Source organism: bacterium (assembly GCA_037147175.1).
In the GTDB taxonomy this organism is placed as follows: Bacteria; Cyanobacteriota; Vampirovibrionia; order Gastranaerophilales; family UBA9971; genus UBA9971.
In genome coordinates this window covers 1-20,074 of record JBAWVS010000032.1, presented here as the reverse complement: position 1 = coordinate 20,074, position 20,074 = coordinate 1, and the positions used below count along the sequence as shown (strand labels likewise).

General features: G+C 32.5%; 19 protein-coding genes and 1 tRNA gene. 5 read left to right on the top strand and 15 right to left on the bottom strand.

The annotated features are described in order from the left end of the window. Window positions 1-133 precede the first annotated feature (133 nt). Together WCG23_08515 and WCG23_08510 are read left to right on the top strand one after the other, a co-directional pair. Window positions 134-829 carry a S24 family peptidase gene (locus tag WCG23_08515; protein ID MEI8389913.1) on the top strand — a complete coding sequence of 232 codons (696 nt, stop codon included), beginning with the start codon at window positions 134-136 and terminating at the stop codon, window positions 827-829. A gap of 3 nt (window positions 830-832) precedes the next feature. Further along, window positions 833-1,180: a DUF3024 domain-containing protein gene (locus tag WCG23_08510; GenBank protein MEI8389912.1), complete on the top strand. Its 348-nt coding sequence runs from the start codon at window positions 833-835 to the stop codon at window positions 1,178-1,180. A gap of 22 nt (window positions 1,181-1,202) precedes the next feature. On the opposite strand, the gene WCG23_08505 is transcribed toward WCG23_08510, so the two are convergent. The 7 genes from WCG23_08505 to nadA all read right to left on the bottom strand — a co-directional run bounded on the left by WCG23_08505 (window position 1,203) and on the right by nadA (window position 9,023). Continuing rightward, window positions 1,203-1,949 (bottom strand): DNA-binding domain-containing protein, encoded by a 747-nt coding sequence (locus WCG23_08505; GenBank protein MEI8389911.1) that lies wholly within the window; start codon window positions 1,947-1,949, stop codon window positions 1,203-1,205. Beyond that, on the bottom strand, window positions 1,903-2,655 hold the full coding sequence (locus WCG23_08500) for an ATP-binding protein (GenBank protein MEI8389910.1): 753 nt from the start codon (window positions 2,653-2,655) through the stop codon (window positions 1,903-1,905). The genes WCG23_08505 and WCG23_08500 overlap by 47 nt, the downstream gene beginning before the upstream one ends. A 3-nt stretch (window positions 2,656-2,658) precedes the next feature. Continuing rightward, window positions 2,659-4,668: a transposase gene (locus tag WCG23_08495; GenBank protein MEI8389909.1), complete on the bottom strand. Its 2,010-nt coding sequence runs from the start codon at window positions 4,666-4,668 to the stop codon at window positions 2,659-2,661. A gap of 750 nt (window positions 4,669-5,418) precedes the next feature. Continuing rightward, complete coding sequence (locus WCG23_08490) at window positions 5,419-6,342, bottom strand: NAD(P)/FAD-dependent oxidoreductase (GenBank protein MEI8389908.1); 924 nt, start codon at window positions 6,340-6,342, stop codon at window positions 5,419-5,421. Continuing rightward, window positions 6,329-6,997, bottom strand: coding sequence for an isochorismatase family cysteine hydrolase (locus WCG23_08485; protein MEI8389907.1), 669 nt, complete (start codon window positions 6,995-6,997; stop codon window positions 6,329-6,331). Before WCG23_08485 ends, WCG23_08490 begins: the two co-directional genes overlap by 14 nt. Next, window positions 6,994-7,317 carry a hypothetical protein gene (locus tag WCG23_08480; GenBank protein MEI8389906.1) on the bottom strand — a complete coding sequence of 108 codons (324 nt, stop codon included), beginning with the start codon at window positions 7,315-7,317 and terminating at the stop codon, window positions 6,994-6,996. Before WCG23_08480 ends, WCG23_08485 begins: the two co-directional genes overlap by 4 nt. A 776-nt stretch (window positions 7,318-8,093) precedes the next feature. Continuing rightward, window positions 8,094-9,023: a quinolinate synthase NadA gene (gene nadA, locus WCG23_08475; protein MEI8389905.1), complete on the bottom strand. Its 930-nt coding sequence runs from the start codon at window positions 9,021-9,023 to the stop codon at window positions 8,094-8,096. Between the two features lie 220 nt (window positions 9,024-9,243). Here nadA and WCG23_08470 point away from each other — a divergent pair, with 220 nt between their 5' ends. Both WCG23_08470 and WCG23_08465 read left to right on the top strand, forming a co-directional pair. Then, on the top strand, window positions 9,244-11,031 hold the full coding sequence (locus WCG23_08470) for a PilN domain-containing protein (protein MEI8389904.1): 1,788 nt from the start codon (window positions 9,244-9,246) through the stop codon (window positions 11,029-11,031). 20 nt (window positions 11,032-11,051) lie between these two features. Further along, a complete protein-coding gene (locus tag WCG23_08465; GenBank protein ID MEI8389903.1) occupies window positions 11,052-11,702 on the top strand; it encodes a hypothetical protein in 651 nt (216 codons plus the stop codon). On the opposite strand, the gene WCG23_08460 is transcribed toward WCG23_08465, so the two are convergent. Further along, window positions 11,699-12,592 carry a radical SAM protein gene (locus WCG23_08460; GenBank protein ID MEI8389902.1) on the bottom strand — a complete coding sequence of 298 codons (894 nt, stop codon included), beginning with the start codon at window positions 12,590-12,592 and terminating at the stop codon, window positions 11,699-11,701. The genes WCG23_08465 and WCG23_08460 overlap by 4 nt on opposite strands. Window positions 12,593-12,841: 249 nt before the next feature. Between WCG23_08460 and rsfS the strand changes: the two genes are divergently transcribed. Next, entirely contained in the window at window positions 12,842-13,231 is a 390-nt protein-coding gene (gene rsfS, locus WCG23_08455; GenBank protein ID MEI8389901.1) for a ribosome silencing factor, read from the top strand. 9 nt (window positions 13,232-13,240) lie between these two features. Here the strand turns inward: rsfS and WCG23_08450 are convergent, their stop codons facing one another. The 7 genes from WCG23_08450 to WCG23_08420 form a co-directional block, all read right to left on the bottom strand. Beyond that, window positions 13,241-14,353 carry an LptF/LptG family permease gene (locus WCG23_08450; GenBank protein ID MEI8389900.1) on the bottom strand — a complete coding sequence of 371 codons (1,113 nt, stop codon included), beginning with the start codon at window positions 14,351-14,353 and terminating at the stop codon, window positions 13,241-13,243. After that, window positions 14,343-15,065 (bottom strand): LPS export ABC transporter ATP-binding protein, encoded by a 723-nt coding sequence (gene lptB / locus WCG23_08445; GenBank protein MEI8389899.1) that lies wholly within the window; start codon window positions 15,063-15,065, stop codon window positions 14,343-14,345. The genes WCG23_08450 and lptB overlap by 11 nt, the downstream gene beginning before the upstream one ends. Before the next feature lie 3 nt (window positions 15,066-15,068). After that, window positions 15,069-16,070, bottom strand: coding sequence for an LptA/OstA family protein (locus tag WCG23_08440; protein MEI8389898.1), 1,002 nt, complete (start codon window positions 16,068-16,070; stop codon window positions 15,069-15,071). Window positions 16,071-16,136: 66 nt separating this feature from the next. Then, complete coding sequence (lptC, locus tag WCG23_08435; GenBank protein MEI8389897.1) at window positions 16,137-16,700, bottom strand: LPS export ABC transporter periplasmic protein LptC; 564 nt, start codon at window positions 16,698-16,700, stop codon at window positions 16,137-16,139. Between the two features lie 210 nt (window positions 16,701-16,910). After that, window positions 16,911-16,997 (bottom strand) — tRNA-Ser (locus tag WCG23_08430). 92 nt (window positions 16,998-17,089) lie between these two features. Beyond that, on the bottom strand, window positions 17,090-19,021 hold the full coding sequence (locus tag WCG23_08425; protein MEI8389896.1) for an HD domain-containing protein: 1,932 nt from the start codon (window positions 19,019-19,021) through the stop codon (window positions 17,090-17,092). 361 nt (window positions 19,022-19,382) lie between these two features. After that, the gene (locus WCG23_08420; GenBank protein MEI8389895.1) at window positions 19,383-19,994 is read right to left on the bottom strand and encodes a TspO/MBR family protein; all 612 of its coding nucleotides are present in this window, start codon (window positions 19,992-19,994) and stop codon (window positions 19,383-19,385) included. Window positions 19,995-20,074: the final 80 nt, after the last annotated feature.

Here is a 20,074-nt window from a genome sequence, read left to right as displayed (position 1 = left end):
TGGTATATTCTCTATATAAAGTTAATCAACATTACCATTCGTTCTTGAATTAAATTATATTATTACCATTTGAGAACATTGTCAATAAATTAGACCATATGGTAATATTTTATTAAGAAGGTAAAATACAACTATGGGAAAAGAGCTAAATCCAATAGTATTAAAAGAAATAGGACAAAGACTCAGAGGCATCAGAACTCAGTCAGCTCTTACTATTGAAGAATTAAGCAAAATGATAAACATCGCTCCTAAGACAATAAGCAATTATGAAAGAGGCGAAAGGCAAGCATCAGTCGAGTATTTAACGCTGCTGTATGAAAATCTGGAAGCTAATCTTGAATATATTGTTGCCGGCAAAGGATCAATGTTTATTGAAGATAATTCAGGCAAAAATGTTTATTGCGACAATATTGTCTATGTCCCCATTTTTGATATTAAAAATGCTGCCGGATCAGGTTGTATTGTAGATAATGAAACAGTCATAGGGCATTATCCTTTTGAACAGGAATGGTTTAATAAAAACATTCTTGCTCCGAAAAATGCTCTTGTAGTGTTTGAAGTAAAAGGCGAATCAATGGAGCCGACAATAAAAGACGGCGACCTGATTATGATAGATACTGCCAATACTGCAATCAGAGATGCAATTTTTGTCGTAAGATTTGACGATGCCTTAGTAGTAAAAAGACTTGAACTTATGCCTGACAATAAATTGCAGGTTAAGAGCGATAATCCGGAATACAGCACATTTACGGTTGACCTTCATACACAATCGGGCATTGCTGTTATAGGTAAAGTTATATGGCACGGCAAGAAACTTTCGCAGGAGTAATTTATGGCATTAACAGAATTTTTAAAAGCGCAAGTAATAAAGAAGCTGGATGAATATTGCGATCAGATTCCTGAGCATATCAGGTGTCAGCTGAAATATTCGTATTCAATAAGAGGCAATGATGTCACAATGTTTGAAGAAAGGCTCAGACATGATGACAAGTGGTCAAAAATGCCTGTTGCAAAGCTTAAATACGATGAACTTAAAAACAGCTGGTCTTTATGGTGGGCAGACAGTAAAGACAGATGGTACGATTATTATAAAGAGATTAAGCGTTCTGTAAATCCCGGTACGCTTGATGCTATCGTAGAAGAAGTGAATAAAGACCCCAAATGCATTTTCTTTAGTTAGCAATCGGCTTAAAATTTTATTTTTAAAAAGCTGAAAGAACGCTTTCAATGGAGATATCATTCAAAGAAGTTCTATAGATTTTTATTTCGTCTTCCGTAAATTCTGTCTCGAGTTTTCTTTTAAATGCAAGGTAACCGGGAAAATTCCATTCTTCGTAATAATGCGCAAATTCAGCTTTAACTTCGTTATAGCAGCTTAATCTTGATGGAGCATGGGGCTGCAGATAAAGGCTTTTGAACTTTTCGTAAATCCGCTTTTTAATTATTGATTGCCCTTTATTATAAGCGCTGTATTTTGGAATAAGCCCGATGATTCCTTCTTCACTAAGTCTTTGTTTCACTCTTGAATATGTGCTGTAACCCATTTTCAGGTCAGAGTTGTTTTTATTTTGATTTTCAAGAAAACATCTGATTTTTTTAGGGGTCATATCTTGAGTCATATAAAGAATTTTCAGATATTTTTCTGCAGGTTTTCTTAAATTTTCAGGTACTTTTTTAAATTTGTCTAATTCTTCCTGCGGAAATTGAAGAAGTTTTTTAAGCTTTTCAATCTTTTCTGCCTTAACGTTTTTACGTCTTTTTGTTTGCCTTTGAGGAATTTTCTCAAGCATGGTATAGGAGTCGGCGCTGATTTTTATTATTATTCCTTCATCTGTAAATTCGCTCAGATATGGCTGAATCTCGCTTTCTTCAAGCTCTGCCATCTGGCATAAATCATCCGTTTTAAACTTGTTTAACCCTTTGATTAATTTTAATAACTGCTTTTTCATCTTTTTTCTCCTGTTCTCTGATTTCTTGTATTCCCGATTTTAAAATTTTGCTGTCTATTTGGGTCAGCTGGTTTGATATTGCTATTTTTTCAGCTTTATCAATAAGGTTTACAATTTGCCTTAGTCGGTTTGCCTGATTAAAAATCAGCTCTATGGCGCATTGAGTGAAAGAAACTTCGCTTAGCTGCGTTATAATATTTTCGGTTTCATTTTTGTCAAAAGATTGAAATTTAAGTATTTCGCTTAACCTGTCATAAACGTGGCGGTATCGCATAATTTTTCTGTCGGCTTTATTCATCCCAAGCATGACAATCGGCGCATTTGTCTTATCGTGAATGTCTCTTATTGTTTCTATCGCCTTTGAATCGCCTGCCAGATAATCTATTTCATCAATCAGTATAATTCGCGGCTTTTGCAGAAGCTGGTTTACGCATTGTTTTAAAAGGTCTGAAGTTTTATAAAAAGGAGTTTCGCCTAATTCTTCAATAAGTTCTTCCAGAAACCACCTGCCCGACATAAGATTGGAGCTTCTTAAATATATTGCATCATTTTTTACTGCCCACCACAGAGCCGTTCTTGACTTGCCGAGTCCGGGTTCTCCGTAAACAAGAGCCATTCTGGGCACTCCTTCGGGTTTATTCTGAAGAGAATTCATAAGCGAAATAAAGTTTTTTACATTTTGAGTTCTTACAAAAGTTTTTTTCATTTTTTAATCTCCGTATATTAATTGGTATTCTTCGCCGGTTTTGTAATCAGTCAGCCATTTCCTTTCTTCGTTTGTCGTGCAGCCTTCTTTTATTAAATATTCATATTTCTCGTAAGAATTCATAAATACCGGTCTGAGTTTATCAGGCAGGATTATTGGTTCTTGCTTGATTTCTATTGCAGAAATTTCCTGCGGTCTGCTTTCTAAATCCATTTGTATCTCAAGGAATTTAATATCTTCTTTTGGCAAGAATCTCTTAACTGCTTTTAGCGTGCGGTTTTTAAGCCTTTTTTGTTTTTGAATTTTTTGTTTAAAATCCTCCATATCTTTGACTGTCCCAAGGTGATAAGCCATCGGATGCGTGCCCGTTACTCTTTTAGCGGTGCATAAATATTCGCCTTTTGTTGAATAAATCTTGATTTTTGTCAGGTCAAACAGGCTGTACCTAATCATTACCCTTTCCCTTAAGCCGTAAAGTGCATCGTTGTAATAATCAGTATTTAAAAACCTTATGCCGTTTCGATGAATTGTTTTGACTTCATAAGCCATCATCAAATCGTCAAGTTTTGATATATCTACATTTTGTTTTTCTCTGGTATCAAAGGCTTCTTTGATTGTTTTGCCTTTTAAATTAGGGCAGGGCTGAGAATGTCTGTAATCAAGCCAGCAGTCTATAAGTTTTATTACATCTTCAATTTTTGGTATGTATCCTTTGTTAACTTTGTCATAAATTTCCTTGTGAAATTTCTCGTTTCTTTTTAAATGCGCCGGTTTTGTTTCTATTGAAGTTCCGCTGTAGCTCGGTACAAGTTTTTCAAATTCTTCTTGAAATTCCTTAAAAAATCTTTCTATAACCTTTGCTCTGGCATTATAGGGTTTTGCGAATACCGGTTTTATGCCAAGATTTGTGTAAATGCCGTTAAATCCCGCTTCGGTAAAATCTGCCGACTCGGTAAAATATTTTGCTTTAAAGGCTCTGCCGTTATCTTGATAAACTATGGTCGGAATCATATCCAGATTGATTATTGCCATTCTTAAAGCTGAAGCTATGCACTGAATATTCTCTTCCAGCATAATGTAATACCCTGCGAGATAGCCCGACTTCCAATCGAGGAATCCTACTAATGTCGCTCTACAGGGTTTTCCGGTGAATGGATTTAAAACAAGGAAGTTTAAAACGTGTCCGTCGGCTACAAGGATTTCGCCTGCTTTGATTGTTGAAATATCTCTTTTCAGGTAGGGCTCGATTTTATCGCGAAGCGCCTTCTCTCCCTCTCTCATTAGTATCCACTTATCGCAATTGTGTTTTTTAAAGTATTGAGCGTATCTGCGGAATGTTATAGCTTGAGGAATATCTGTAAAACCTCGTTTTTCCAATATATGAGTTGTTAATTTTATTGCCTTGCCGATATTGAATTGATTGGGGTGCAGGAGCAGTTTTAAAAATATTCCTATCTGCTCTTCAGTAAGTATTGTTTTATAATCGTTAAATCCCGAGTATTTATATTGCGGAGCAAGGACTTCCCACGTTTCATAATCCGTATAAAGTTTATTCCATCTTAATAAAGAGCCTCTAGAGGTTTTCCCCAGAAGCTCGTAAATGGTTTTTAAATATTCGCCCGAGTTATATAGTTCTAAAAACAGTCTGTCGCCTTTTTGTTTTGGTTTATGCTTTATTCTTAAAGTATTCCATTCGTTAATAAGGTCTAATCTGGCAAGGGCAATTGTTTTTGCTGTATCGGGAATAAATTTCAACTCAGATATTTCAGGTTTTGATATTGGCATTAACTGCGCTTCGATTTCAATAATCCGGCTGTAATATTTATTCTTATATATTTCCTGAACTTTATTTTCTAAAGAGGATAAAAGTATCTCGGAAGTCTTTCCGCCTTGGGTCATAGATTCGCGAGAAGTATATTTGCCCCTGCCGAGAGCTAATCTTAAAGCCCTTGTGGTTATTCCTTTTATTTCGGCTGCTGTCTTTAGATCAACCCAGATACTTTCAGGATTCATTTTTATTCCCTCTGAACCTTTAATTAGTGCGTCATTGGGAATGATAACTCTGTTGTCTCAGATTAGAAGTCTATTTACGACATTTGTATCTAATCTGAATCAATCCGGAAAGCAAAAGCAGGAAGTTCTGCATTTTAGCCGGAACTATTTGATAAATTTTGAAAAACCTTCCATGCTTCTTCCGGCTTCTTCCGGCTTTAGAAAAAAGTGCCACATTCCTGCAAACGGGATTATATCCGCTCGGTGTTTGCAATTGAGGCATATTTTTTAAATAAAATCTTCATTTTGACCGGTACCATTTATGCAGAAAAGTGGCACTTCCTGCATATTGACCGGGACTAAAATATTGTGCCTCTATTATAGACACGTTGCACGTTTTCAGCTTATTTTAAAATTTGCATTTCGACCGGAACTGCCAGATAAACTATAGTCGTTATTCAAAGAAAGTTACGATAGGTAAGAACATATGGATGGATAGAGACGGAGATGGACGCATAGATTATTCTAGAGTAGATAACACAGAGAAAAAACTACCTCGCCGCATAGATATTTCATGGTAAAGTGCATTTTGTTCAAGACTATTCAATACTCAAAATTAATAAAAAAATTAAAAGAGACCTCAAAATAAATAGGTCTCTTTTGGTATTTTTTATTAGGAAGGTCTTGAACCCATGTCAAGCCCCCATTCTTTGTAGAAGAAAGAAGATTATATTTTAAAGATTTTCCTCAAAATATCTTCTACCTTGTTCATTATTTTAGTATCCTATAAATTTTCATGGCTGTCTTAATTCCATCTCCTGTTGCAATAGAGGTTTGTCTGTAATTATCGTTTGCAACATCCCCAATAAAATAGAGCAGTCCTTCTTTTTTAAGGTTCAAGCTGTCGTTTAGCAGCTCATTACTGAGAAAATCCAAACAAGGTTCTCTTCCAACAGCAACTATTATAAAATCTGCTTCCAGATTAAAATTATTTTTATCCTTTATACCTGATAAAATTACTTTTTTGTCTGCTTCTGCAATGCTTTCAACATGAATATTTTTAAAATGCTTAATTTTACCTGTTTCAAAAGCTCTTTTTTCTAAAAGAGGCAGACATTTTGCTTGTTCGCTTCTGTTTAGGATACTAACTTCAGAGACATTGTAATTATTAACCAGATTTATTGCATAATCAAAAGCCGCATCTCCTGCGCCTATAATCGCAAATTTTTTGCCTGTGCAGCTACTTTTATTTAAATCAACTATTTCGTAAAAAATTTTTTTATTATAACGATTGGACTCAGCCGAAGGACTTCTTCGTGTTTGTATAATTTCGCTATTTTTAGGTTTTGTTCCGCTTGCAACAACAAGAATTTCTGAGGTAAATGAACCTGTTGCTGTTTCTATAACAAAATGCTTTTTTGAGCAATTTCCCGAAAAAGAAACTTTTTTTACTTCCGTTAAAATTGGCTCAATATCTAAATCTTTGAGATTTTTTCTGAAATTTTTAACTAAAGTCTGTCCTGAAATACTTTTTTTCAGCCCTATATAATTTTCAACAAGATTAGCATTTCTTAAAAGTCCGCCTGTTTGATTTTTTTCAAACAATAAAAATTCCTGTCCGTCTCTTTTTAATTGCACTGCACATGCAATTCCTGCCGGACCTGCCCCTATTATTGCGACCCTATTGTGCTTCATTCTTTAGTTTCCCGTATATTTCATCCGCTAAAGTTAAATCAGAAAAGCCATGCGCTAAATTAAGCATAGCAGCTGCATGAAAATTTTCATTATATGTAGCTGTTGAATCTATGCATAAAAAAGTTTCAAATCCTCTGACAAAAGCCGCCCTTGCCGTTGTTTCGCAGCACAAATGTGTCATTACACCTGTTATTACAAGTTGTGAAATATTGTTATTTTTTAAAAAATCTTCTAAATCGGTATTATAAAACGAATCATATTGCGTTTTTTCAATCACCTTTGCATTTTTGATATTTAACTCAGAAATAATTTCACTCATGTGAGAATCTACAGAAAGAACTTTTCCCCACCATTTGCCCATCATTGCAGCATTTTCACAAGTATTAATATGCTTTGTAAAAATAACAGGCAGATTCTTATCTACATATGCCTCAGCTAAGATCTTGATTTTAGGAATTATTGCAACCGAAGAAGGAATAAAAGCATTAGAAAATTCGTCACAAAAATATTTTTGCATATCAATAACAATAAGAGCAGACTTTTTTGGAATAAATTCTTGTGTTTTTGTTCTGCCTACTATATTTTTTGTATTATTAAGCAGTTCTAAGGCTTTAGTATCGATAGTTTTATGAGAAAAGTATTTATCTTTTATCATTTTCTTTTTAGCATTATATTTTCGATTACTTTTAACTGATATTTTGCGTTTTTGATCTCTACTTCAACAATTTCTCTGCTATCTTCGGCAAATCTTAATTCATCTGAAATAGAAGATTTTCTTAATCCGAAACAATTTGAGGATTCCTTTATTCCTTGACTTTTATAAAGAAGATCCAATCTCTGTCCTGATATTGTGCTTAATTTTTTAATAAGAATTTGAAGTTGTTCTTTTTTGCATTCAAGATTTAAGCAGTGAGTCATTGCCTTTTTCTTTACTTCTTCAAGCTTATCGTCCGTTAACTGTGCAAATTTATCCATTAACTTTTACTTCTTCAATCATTATAAACCTTTTGGAACCCCTCTCCTCTAATATATTTAATATAATACAATTATTTCATTTTGTTTTTTCATGTCCCCTTTGTATTAAAGGCTATAACTAATTAATAACTGTTATAACTACTCAATACGCAAACAAAACGGCTATCTTCCATGTTAGGTTAATATTTGAATTAAAATTTTACAAATGACTTTAATAAAAATACAAGGAATATCAGCATTATTTCTGGCATTTCAGCTATTAAATCAGACAGTTTAATTATCAATCATGGAAGAAATATTTTCCAATAAGCTTTTTAATACTTATTGTTACTTAATAAACGGTTTAACGCCCCGAAAAACATGTCAGACAGAAGTAAGCGCATGGTTTCTTTTTAAAAAAATGTTAAGAAAAAATTAACAATATTTATTGTAAATTTTTTTTAGAAATTAAAAAACATAAAACAACACCCCGAAAGCCTTTTGTAAAAAGCGTTTCACATGCTTAATATTTCTTTATTATTTTTGAAATGTAAATAGTTTAAATAATATACGCAATTGTTGAATAATGTTTGTTTTTATATATGTACAGACAGATTACAAAAACAAAGAAAGGACGGTAACTTCACTAAATAAAAGTAAATTAACTATTACACATTAGAGAGAGAATTATATAAAAAGGAGAAAAATTTTTTAAAATTAGAGCTACAAAATCCAAACAGGAGGAATTTAAAAAAAAAGAGACGGGCAATACCCGTCTCTTTTTTTTTAAATTTTTATTACATAATTTTTAACATTTTATCTATAGAATTAAAAGCTTTTTCAGCGATTTCTTTATCTACGTTAATTTCAGGTTGTTCTGTTTGAAGAGAAACCAATATATCTTCTAATGTTGTCCATTTCATGTTTTCACAGACTGCTTTTTCTGAAGCAAGTACAAATGTTTTTTCCGGATAATCACGATTTAGTCTGTCTACAACTCCTTTTTCTGTTGCAATTATAAAAGCTTTTGCACTGCTTTCTTTTACTCTTTTCATTATTCCGGAAGTGCTTCCAATATAATCGGCTAAGTTTATCACGCTTGTGTGGCATTCAGGGTGAACAAGCACTTCTATTTCTTGCGGCAAAAACTTATCAGTAATGTTTTTACGGCAATTCACTATATCTTCCGGTCTTATACGCATATGAGTAGGACAGTACCCGCTGTAACAAATTATTTCTTTATCCGGTGTTTGTGATGCAACATAAGATCCCAGTCCTCTGTCAGGAACAAACAAAATTCTTTTATCAGGCAATGATTGAACTACTTTAACCGCATTAGCACTTGTGCAGCAAATATCAGATTCCGCTTTAATTTCTGCTGTAGAGTTCACATAACACACAACGGGTGATCCTGGGTACAATGCCTTAAAATTTCTTAATTCTTCGGCATTGATCATATCTGCCATCAAACATCCTGATTCAAGCCTTGGAAGTATAACTTTTTTTTGAGGAGACAGAATTTTAGCTGTTTCCGCCATAAAATAAACGCCTGCAAAAATAATAATCTCAGCGTCAATATTGGCCGCTTGACGGCTTAAAGATAACGAATCCCCGACAAAATCAGAGACTTCATCAATTTCAATATTTTGATAACAATGAGTCAGTATAACTGCATTTTTTTCTTTTTTCAGATTGTTAATTTCATTTATTAGGTTAATATTATTCATAAGCTCGCTCTTGCTTTTATCCATTATTCTAAATTACATTTATTAGAAATAACAAGATAAATACTATATACAGTGTACATTCAATAAACATTTTATATTGTAAAATAAAATAACACATTGTAAAATCTTCTTTATAACATAATAAAGTCAAATAAAAGTTCCGCAAACAAGACTCCAAACAAAGACTTGGCCGCAATCTAAAAGGAATTTGATAAACTAAATGAATTTATTAACAACATTAATCAATAAAATTAATCCCGGCGCTAAAAAGGGAATTGGTATATTTATTTCTTCAGCTTCTACTCTTGAAGTTGTTGAATACGACTATAATTCAGGGTTAATAAATAATTACAGCAAAATATCATTTGAATATGACGTTATTACAAGAGAAGTCAATACTGATAATTTTGAAACAGCGCTGCAAAATATTATAAAAAATTTCGAAATTACACCACAGATTCCTATTACTTTGGCAATATCCAGCATTTTAATCAATAACAAATCACTCCCTCTGGAGCTTGATAATGAAGAAGTTTATACAGCTTTAGTTTCAGAAACAGAAAAAAATTATATATTCAAAAAATCAGAACCTGCGGTTAGTTGGAATATCACTTCAACTGATAAAGATAACCATATCAATAATATTATTTATTCGGCTTTGCAAAAACAATTAATTGAAAAAATGGATACTATCTTTAGAAGGCAAAACTTAAAGCTTGTTGCTGTTGATATTTCATATTCGGCTTTTATCAGGGGTCTTTCTGTTTCAGGCATTGTTGATGATTGCATTAAAGGTAACTTAAACTGGAGTGCTTTAATAATAAAAGACAATGCTAATGCTGTAATAACCTTAAAAGGAAGTCACCTTTTGAATATTGAAGAAACTCCGCTAGCTTTAAATTCTCAGGACACAGATGATTTATATCCTAGCCTGGCTTCAAGTTTTCAAGATAAAATACGGGACTCTAAAGTTGACACATTAGTTATTGTTAATTATTCAAAAATTGTTGATTCAAATACTCTGGCTACATATTTTGATTTCAAATGTCCTATTATTAAAATAGACAATAATTTCTACAAAGGAGAGTCTTTATTCACTTATGCAATGGATTCGCCATTTGAATCTATAAATCTTGAAGTTATTGGTGCTTCCTGCTGGAAAAATGCGCCTATAAAATTCGGGTTTAATTTCTTAGGCTCTCAGAATTCTGATGATACTCCAGGCTTTTTGGCTGATCTGGGTATTGCAGGTAATCCTCTTCATTCGATTTTATTTATTTTAATAGCCATTGCATTTTTGTTAGTTACTTCAATAAGTTTAATAGCAATGCCGATAAATGCCTCTCTTGATAATCAATATCAAGAATTATCAACAAAATGCACCAAATATAAGGAAAAATTTGATAAACCTCAAGTAAAAGTATTTAATTTGTATGATGTTGTTCAAACAGGCTTTAAAAATAACGAAAAACTTATAACATCATATGATGCAATAAGCAACGTAATCCCCGAAAAAGTATGGCTAACTTCAATAGCTATAGATGCAGATTTAAATGCAAGTATCCAAGGCAAAGCATATAGTGTTGAAGATGTTGTAAGTTATTATAAAAACCTTTCAAGTGTTTCAAAATTAAATAATTTTAAGATTAAGTCAATCAGAGTCGTAGGAGAAAACTCTGGTACAGATCAAAACACTCCTGCGGTAAGCGTTAACACCATTGCAAACAATTCACAGCCGGTACAACCACAGAATAACCTTCAGTCTGACCTTCCAACATTACCGACACAACCGAATGGAACTCCGATGCTTCCACCTCCACCGGCTTCAGGTGCTTCAATCAATTCACTTGCTGTTCTTTCCGGACCAAAATATTATGAATTTGACTTTGGAAATCCAAAAATAACCCAACCGCTGGATACTAATCAACCTCAGACTCAAGAAAAAGGAATTATATCAGGCTTAACTGATTTCTCAAAAAACTTAAACTTAGGTAATTCAACTAAATAGTTAAAATAAAGAGTATAAAAATGAATCTTGACGACTTTAAAAAAAATTATTTTAATAAATTAATAAGCTTTGTCAAAAACAATTATGACAAAGATGCAGGATTATTTGCATTGGTACTTGTTTTAGTAATCTTTTTTGGTATAAAACAAGGTGTTCAACCTGCTATAACACAACTTGGCGATAACATTGTAAAAGTTGGTCAAAAGAAAGATGAGTTAAAAAACTATGTAGATCGAGAAAAATACATGTTAACTCCTAATTCTCAAAAAAATAACCAAAATTTACCCGTAAACATTTACAAAGCGCCTTATTCTGGAATGGATACAGAATCAGCATCTGTAGACCTAGTTCAGCAAATTATTAAAATAATTAAAGACACTGGAAATAATAGAATAAATCAAGTAGATTTTACAACTCAGAGTTTAAAAGATGATGCAGGCACAAATTCAAGTGACTACAGCATATTGAGTTTAAATTTATCATTAGAAGGACCTTTTGATTCCATACAAAGCGCCTTAAACGAGATTTATCTTATGAATTATTTAGTTGTTATAAAAAACGTTAATTCTACCTTACTAAATAATACCAATTATGACCTTATCAAAACTGATTTAACATTAGATCTTTATATAAAATTAAATAATTCACCAAATTCCTCAGATAAAACTTAACTCCAGTTGTTTGTAAAAATATTTTTGTTGCTGGTCTGACAGGTATAACAAACGTTTGGTTCAAGATAGAATTTTTGAGAAGATTCAGAGAGCGTGTTTCCGACTTTTCCGCGAGGATCATTTAAAAGAGCGGGGCATGCATACACACCGCTGTCTGTAATTACCCTTGAGTTTGCACAATCAAACAAATCTTTATTGCAATTTTTAATACCTTCTTGCGTAACGATGTCATCTTCTTTGTAAGAAGAATAATTTTTTTCATATTCGCCGGTTTTAATTACCGGAATTATTTTTATATTTATATCTGTCGGTTGAAAATCAAGCTTTGATAATAAATTTAAAAATCCTTCTTTTAAGCTCTGTTCATCTTCATCCCAAATATTAACAGCAGAAACTATGGGATTGAAACCATAATTTACAAGGTTTTCTATGCCGGTCATGATTTTTCTAAAAGAGCCTTTTCCTCTTATTTCATCATTTTTGCTTTCAGTATAATGGTCTAAACTTATTCTGAAAATAAGCTCATAATCGTGATCCTGTTCAATTTGCCTGAGAAATTTTGCTTTTTTATCATTAATTAAAGTCCCGTTTGTTACAATTATTACATTTGTAATTTTTAGACAATATCTTATTATATTATTGATATCCCTATTAAGAAAAGGTTCTCCGCCATATAAATAAATTTCTTCAATCTGAGTATTTTTTACACCTTCAAGTGCTGTTTTTATTTTATCCAGATTAAGAAATCCTTTTGTTTTATTACTCTGACCGCAATTTAAATAACAATGACGACATTTTAAATTACATGTAAATCCTGATACTAACAACCATATATTATTTAATTTTTTTAATTCTACAGATGGTGCTTGAAATCCTAGCTGTGTTGACATTATTTTCTCCTATCCCTTTATTCTTTTTCATTTTATGTAAAGCAGAAAGAATTTAAAATAACTCAGCTAACCTATGCCGCTGCTATAGTTAAGCTACTAGTTTTGAGTTTTTCAGGTATAATAAATAGTGAACATATGGGTATAATATTTAAAATTTGAAGAGTATGCAAAGTCGTATTTAGCCTCTATACTTTAAATAGAAGGCATTATCTTGAATTTTGTAAAAATTTCAATAAAGGAGAATTTTAATTGACAAAAGAAAACATTTATCAAATAGCATGTGCTGTGGCAAAAGTTCTTGATAACAAACTTGCTAAAGATATAACTATATTGAACATAAAAAATGTTTCATCGATTGCGGATTATTTTGTAATTTGCAGCGCTGAAACAACTACTCAGGTAAAAGCTCTTTCCGGATATGTAGAAGATACCGTTGAAAAAGTTTATGGACTAAAACCTAAAGGAACTGAAACAGACTCAAAAAACAGATGGCATTTGTTGGATTATGGCGATATTATTGTCCATATTATGCATAAAGAAGAAAGACAATACTACGCAATAGAAAAATTCTGGAGCCATGCCTGCAAAATTAATCAGGAAGAATGGGAGCAGGAAGCTGAAAGCTTGAAAATCGATTAATTTATTTTTTTAAAGTTCTTTATATTTAATTAGACTGTAAATTGTCGCTATTATAATCAAATTTGGAACCCATGCAACTAAAAACGGGGTTAAAATACCTGTTTGTGCAAGCATATCAAGAAACGGCAAAATTATATAATAGACAAATATCAAAGAAACACCTAAAGAAAATCCGACAAATCTTTTTTCTCTCGGACGGCTAAAGCCTAATAAAACACCACATATAGCAAAAAGCACACATCCAATCGACTGGGCAAATCGCTGATAATATTTGCTCAGCGCAAGTCTGTACTCATCATTCATTTCAACAGCTTTTAAAACTTGCATATAACTCTTCAGCTCGGTATTAGTCATTTCTTTTGATCTTTTTGTAGAAAACACCAGAAGTTTTTTTGCCTGCTCTGAAGATTTTTCATCAAAAATACGCATTTTATTGAAAGGAATTATTTTTTCATAAACACCGTTAGAAGCTATTTTATATTCTATTCCCTTGTTTAAAACCCAATATCCGTTTTTGATTTCTGCGCTGTTTGAAGTAATTATAGACTTAATAAGAGGGGCATCCGAGCTTACCCTGTCTGAAAACATTAAATATTTTATCAAAGAAATGTTATTTCCGTCATAACCTCCTACAATAAGAACATTTTTGGGCTTCCCTGAAGGGGCTTTATCCATATAAACAAAGTGGCTTTGAAATACTTCATTTTTAAGCTTTTTAATTTCAAAAGTACTGTAAGGAATTAAATCTTTATATACAAAATAACAAATACCGCTTCCGATAATGCTTAAAATTACTATCGGAACAAATAATCTCTGAAGGCTGACTCCTACCCCTCTTATTATAGTAAGCTCAGAATCTTTGCTAAGTCTGTCAAAAACAAACAGGCTTCCTATCATTAATCCTACCGGTATGGCTTTGCCTAAAATCTCGGGAATTTCGAATAAAAAAAGTTTTATTGCTGTTTGAAAAGTGATTTCGCCATAAATAGTATTTCTAATAATTTTGAATAAGATTTCCGGAGATATCCAAACTACGATAAATACAACTATCCCGACTAAAGTAGCAGTTAAAACTTGTTTAAATATGTATCTATCAAGAATAGTTATATATTTAAAGTTCAAAGTCCTCTCCTAAATAGAATTTTTTGGCAATTTCATCTTCAGCAACTTCCTGACTGGTACCCTGTACTTTTATACAGCCGTCAAAAATTATATAAGCCCTGTTTGTTATAGCCAGAGTAGCCTTTGGATTGTGGTCTGTCAGCAGTACGCCTATACCTCTTTCTACAAGTGCTTTTATATTTTGCTGAATATCAAGAATGGCAATAGGGTCAATTCCCGTAAAAGGTTCATCCAGTAAGATAAATTTAGGATCTGCTGCCAGAGCTCTTGCGATTTCAACACGTCTTCTTTCTCCACCTGAAAGTTGAACACTGGGACTTTTTCTCAGTTTTGTAAGTCCAAAATCCTCCAGAAGATATTCCATTTTTTCTTTTCTATCGGCTTTTGTGAGCTTTTTATTCATTTCAAGAACCAGATCAATATTTTCTTCAATTGTAAGTTTCCTGAATATTGAAGTTTCCTGCGGCAAATAGCCGATTCCTGCCCTTGCTCTCATGTGAATAGGCAAGTTTGTCAAATCCTGACCGTCAAGAATAATTTTTCCTGTATTCGGTTTTACAAGCCCTACCAGCATATAAAAAGTTGTTGTTTTGCCTGCCCCATTTGGACCGAGAAGTCCTACAACTTCGCCCGGATTTACTTCAAAAGAAACCTCATTTACAACGGTTCTGTCGTTATATATTTTTTTTAGTCCCTGTGCAATTATTGGCATATTTTAACTCTTTTGTTTTTTCATGTCTTTTATACTTTGTACCTGAGTAAATCTTGTTTTTACATTACCTTCGGCTGTAAAGTTCTTTGGATTTACTGTTATTTCTATTTTATCGGCTTCAACATGTCTTTCGCCTTCAATAATTTTGGATCTTCCGATGAAAACAATTTTATTAGGTTTACCGGAATTACCGGTTTTTGCCGAATTTGCATCAGGAATAAAAATAGCTTTAGGTCCTACTGCAACATAGCCTTTATAATTAATTTTAACATGCCCGCTTGTTATAAGGGTTTGAGTTCCTTTATCATATTGCTGAAATTCTGAAACTATATCAACAGGAGTTCCGTCATCCAGAATTGTTGTAGAATTTACATTGCCATAGGCTACCATTTCGTTTGTAACAGCATTATAAAGAACATCATCAGCATTAATTACACTTTTATCCTGATTAACGATTGCCTTGCCGATAAGTTCAACTTTTTTAAGGTTTCCGTCAGCATCTATACTTATTCTTGCCTTATTAGATTTTGTTTTTATTTCCTGATAATCTATTTTTACGTTATCAGTAGCTACTATGATATTTTTAGCTATATCAAATTCCTGAGTTGCGGCAGATATATGAACTATCGGTTTTTTATTCTCAAAAACAGCAGATTCTGCGTTTCCTTCGGCTTTAATTCTGTTTTTTAACAGGGATAGATTTATTATGTTGGCTTTTATTTCACTCTGGGTAGAACCGTCAGTTTTGACTGCATGTGCTCCGTTCAAAAAAGTTGCTGTTTCTGTTTTTCCGTTAGCATCACTTTTTACTACAACTTTTGGACTTTTAACATTTATATTTTGGTAGTCAACGCTTACTTTTCCTTCAAAATTTGTTGTCTTGCCGTCAAAAGTCTGTTTATCTGCCTGAATATTTATATTTTCTGCATAAGACAGAACCGGTACTGTCAATAAAGAAATTATGCCTGTAATTATTAATGTTTTAATGATTATTTGCTTTTTCATTTTGTTCAAATTACCCTCAAGTATCTTTGTTTGGTTTAGAGATTAACATAAAATCAAAAATAAATCTTATTTGTACACATAGCTGTTTGAATTTCCGCTAAGTTTCATCTTGGTAAAGGACGAATTGAATACTGACTTGTCGCTTGTTGTAAGCATTTTATCATCTTGAATTATCTTAACGTTTCTTGTTGCAGTTATCGTGTCTGTTTTACCAGCCCAGCAAATTTCTCCGGCAGTTATAAGTACATTTTTGTTATTTGCAGCCCTTGCTCCGTTTTTCAAAACAACTTCTTTTTTAGCACTGTTATAAATAGCAAGAGGAGCTTCTACACTAAGAACTACTGTATTATTTTTATAAAAATTACCTTTTATGTTTTTCAGTGTTATTATATCAACACCTTTATCATAATTTCCGCTTGCGGCTACAACTTCCCAGAATTTTTTTCCTTCATTGGTTTCTGTAATTATTAAATCAGAAACTTTTACTTTTTCTTCTTCAGTTTTTTTTACGGAAGAAGATTTTTCTGTATTTAGTTTTACGTTTTCTCCTGAATCAGAGAAAAAGACCCACACACTTAAAATTGTTAAAACACACAAAATAATTATAGATATTAAAGTTTTTTTAGACATTTTTGTATAACTCACAAATCACTACAAATTTTATTATTATATTAAATTTTAGCAATAACGTAATAAAATTGGTAGTAATTTTTAAAATATATTTATCTTTTGCACCTTTAGACTTGATGCCAACTTACAGTTAAGCGCAATCAAAAACCCAGCTAAAACAGGGCTTGTAAGATTTAAAAGATAGCTATTCTCTTCTTATAATATGAAATTCGGAGGAGGTGAGATTCGAACTCACGGTGCAGTTACCCACACGACGGTTTTCAAGACCGTTCCATTCAACCGCTCTGGCACTCCTCCAAATAAAACTCGGTTTTTATTTATGAGAAAATAAATGCGCTTAAGTCGTCTTTTATATTACTATAAAATTATTTTTTTTACCATTGATTTTTTCAATCTCTTTTTAACAGGGTTAAACCGTGGTTATCAACTCCGCCTGTTTTTAGAAGACCAACTTTTTCACAAAAAACAGGAAAAAGATTGATAATACGCTTAAATCCTTCATCACTGCGCAAATATTGCGGATCATGCTGATAATTAGATTCTGCCGAATCTCCGCCTAAACCCGCAAAATCTTTAAAAAGCCGCAGCATTGCTATTTCTTTTTCTTTTAAAGTTTCACTGACAGCTTTATTTTCAATAATTTTATCGGAAATTTTAATTCTTGAAGGATGCGCAATACCTGTCATTGCTCCTCTTGTTGAATTAAGCACTGTTTCGATATCAGGTGTATGCGGTGTATAATCATTAGCAACTATCTTACCCTTAAAAAGAGCGCTGACCTGTTGGTCATCAAGCCCTTTGCTCTGTAAATATTTATTAAGCTCATATCTTATTCCCGGTCCGCCTGCTGTTCTCAATGCGGTATTATAATTTTTTCTTTCTTCAAAATCCGTAATATCTATGCCATGTTTATCACTTGCATCAGTTATTATCCCATTTATTAAATTTCTATTGCCCCCTTCAACTTTTTTTAGCATTTTGACTAATTTATCATCGAACGGATTAACGCAATAGCCAAGTATTTCAAGTTGTACAGGTTTATTGAAATATTTTGGATTGTTATAAATAGAATTTATTTCAATACCGGGAACAAATTTTATGTGCTCAAACCTGTCGGGATTTTTCTGTGATTCTTCTGCAATATATTTAAGGCAGTCTTTTACACCTTCAAGTGTGTCATGATCTGTAACGGCAACAATAAAATTCTTTTTTTGTCCTGACTCGTTTAATTTTTGAACCTGTTTATCAACTTCTTTAAAAAATGTTTCGGGGGTAAACTTGCCGTCTGATGCTGTTGTGTGAGTATGAAGATTAACGGAAAAAATTCCTGTATCCGAATTGGCAGGATCAAAATTTTCCGGTTTTAACTTTTTGATTTCTTCGCTCAATTCGTCAGGACCAATAACAGCCTTTAAATCAACAGGTTTGCAGCCTATTTCTTTTGCTATTGTTTTTCTGTATATTTCTCCGGAAATCAACGGATTTAACAAATTTCTGATTTTTGTTGCCGGTTCTACTTTTTCATCAAGGCAAAAATCAATTTTAAAATCTTCTGTTCTTCTATAAACTGCTGATTGGACTTTTTTAAATAAGTCAAAATCATTTTCTGAAATTATTTCTGTAAATTTATCGACAAGAACGGGATCAAAGTTTTTTCCTTTTTTATTTCTTAATTCTTCTATTGCCTGCAAATGGTGCATTATCTCGCTGTCAGGATATTTAGGCACTGTAATTGAATCAAAAGCATCTGCAACAGGAATTATTTTATCAATAATATTTTTTCCGTCATTATCAAATAGATTGCCTATTAGAGAATCTATTCCTCTATTTTTCATGCCAAGAACTTGATTAAGCCAAATTCTTCCCACTTCAGAGTGTTGAGGATATTTGTTTTCGTCTTTCATTATATTTATGTTGGAAAAAGATTGTTCTGAACAAATCAGTTTGCCTATATCATGAAAAAAAGCGGCTATTTTTACGTCTTTAACCTTAATTAAAGGAAGTTTAACGGCTTTTGCAAGTGCTTCTGCGTACAGGGAAGTTGCATAAGAATGTTTTAAAAGAGGTATGTTCTTAGTCCCGATTGCCGGTGCCAGTATATCTATCAGCTCTTCGACATTAAATTTGTATTTATATCCCGAAAAAGCTAATGTTGTATTTTTTAAGGCAGTACATGCATTCTTTTTAAACGGGGAATCGCCATTATTTATGTTTGCATTTTGAAAATAGGGCTTGGACTCTAAAGATGCAATATCTTTATCAGGTTGAATTTTAGCTTTATAACAGGATAATAAACAAAAATTATTTGTTATAAGCACCATGTACCCCTTTTTTGAATCTTTCTTGTTAGAATATAACATCAATAAGTCAACAAATAATTAGGATTTTATTAGAAATTTATTTTTTTAATGCCATTTGCCTAACATTTTATTATACATGTTTTAGTAAGGATATAATACTAAATTCCAGTCTATCAAGTAAAAACACAAAGATGTCATTCTGAGGCAAAGCCGAAGAATCTGTCTAATTGGGCTAAAATGAGTTTGTTTTCAAGAAAACCGGCAAAGACGGATTTTCCTGAAAAGTATCACTTCTAAAAGTTATAGGCTTATAGACTTAATTCTCAAATGTACAGATGCTTTGTTTCACTCAGCATGACAAAAAATACTCTTGCAAATTATACTATTTTATATGGTTAGAAAGCCATATTGTCAACGCGGCATTATTAAATAACCAGAAAGTAAAATATAACCCCACAAGGTAAGCAGACCATAAAACCGACGGAACCATCAAAAAAGCTGCGGGTATTGATATTTTGTAGAAGTTATAAAACACTGCAAATGCTGATAAACACACCAGAAATGCTGTTGCCAAGCCGCCAAAATTAGACATTAAACCAAAAAACGCAGGTATAATAAGCGCGCTTAGAATAAGTTGAATGCCAAATAAAATTAGTGCGAGTTTTTTGTTGCTCTTGCCTGAATACGGCTCGGGATTTATGCCTATTTTTTTAAGTTTGTCCAGAAAGACTTGCTGGTCTGTATTTTTGCTGTTTAAGATAAAATACAGGGCTATACCTGTTAATAAAGATATAATCAGCCAAACCACTTGATAAAACGACACAGAAGGATTGAAGGCAGGTTTAAAAAGATATTTGTACCAAACTAAAGACGCATCATTTATGACAAATTTGTCTGTAAATACACCGATTGCCCAGACTATTTCACAAATCAGCAAGGAAAATGCCAATATTAAAATATTTTTTTTGTTTGAAATTATTGCTTTTATATTCATTTTTTTCTCCTGTTTGTTTTTTGATAAATAATTAAATAATCAAAGTTATAAACTCCTGACACAACGTACAGAAAACGCAT

Coding starts and splice junctions, on each gene's coding strand:
- WCG23_08440 (MEI8389898.1), bottom strand. CDS start 16,070: ATGAAAAAGCAAATAATCATTAAAACATTAATAATTACAGGCATAATT.
- lptB (MEI8389899.1), bottom strand. CDS start 15,065: ATGCCAATAATTGCACAGGGACTAAAAAAAATATATAACGACAGAACC.
- WCG23_08420 (MEI8389895.1), bottom strand. CDS start 19,994: ATGAATATAAAAGCAATAATTTCAAACAAAAAAAATATTTTAATATTG.
- WCG23_08500 (MEI8389910.1), bottom strand. CDS start 2,655: ATGAAAAAAACTTTTGTAAGAACTCAAAATGTAAAAAACTTTATTTCG.
- WCG23_08460 (MEI8389902.1), bottom strand. CDS start 12,592: ATGTCAACACAGCTAGGATTTCAAGCACCATCTGTAGAATTAAAAAAA.
- WCG23_08490 (MEI8389908.1), bottom strand. CDS start 6,342: ATGAAGCACAATAGGGTCGCAATAATAGGGGCAGGTCCGGCAGGAATT.
- WCG23_08510 (MEI8389912.1), top strand. CDS start 833: ATGGCATTAACAGAATTTTTAAAAGCGCAAGTAATAAAGAAGCTGGAT.
- WCG23_08425 (MEI8389896.1), bottom strand. CDS start 19,021: ATGGTGCTTATAACAAATAATTTTTGTTTATTATCCTGTTATAAAGCT.
- WCG23_08515 (MEI8389913.1), top strand. CDS start 134: ATGGGAAAAGAGCTAAATCCAATAGTATTAAAAGAAATAGGACAAAGA.
- lptC (MEI8389897.1), bottom strand. CDS start 16,700: ATGTCTAAAAAAACTTTAATATCTATAATTATTTTGTGTGTTTTAACA.
- WCG23_08480 (MEI8389906.1), bottom strand. CDS start 7,317: ATGGATAAATTTGCACAGTTAACGGACGATAAGCTTGAAGAAGTAAAG.
- WCG23_08470 (MEI8389904.1), top strand. CDS start 9,244: ATGAATTTATTAACAACATTAATCAATAAAATTAATCCCGGCGCTAAA.
- WCG23_08465 (MEI8389903.1), top strand. CDS start 11,052: ATGAATCTTGACGACTTTAAAAAAAATTATTTTAATAAATTAATAAGC.
- WCG23_08485 (MEI8389907.1), bottom strand. CDS start 6,997: ATGATAAAAGATAAATACTTTTCTCATAAAACTATCGATACTAAAGCC.
- WCG23_08505 (MEI8389911.1), bottom strand. CDS start 1,949: ATGAAAAAGCAGTTATTAAAATTAATCAAAGGGTTAAACAAGTTTAAA.
- WCG23_08495 (MEI8389909.1), bottom strand. CDS start 4,668: ATGAATCCTGAAAGTATCTGGGTTGATCTAAAGACAGCAGCCGAAATA.
- nadA (MEI8389905.1), bottom strand. CDS start 9,023: ATGAATAATATTAACCTAATAAATGAAATTAACAATCTGAAAAAAGAA.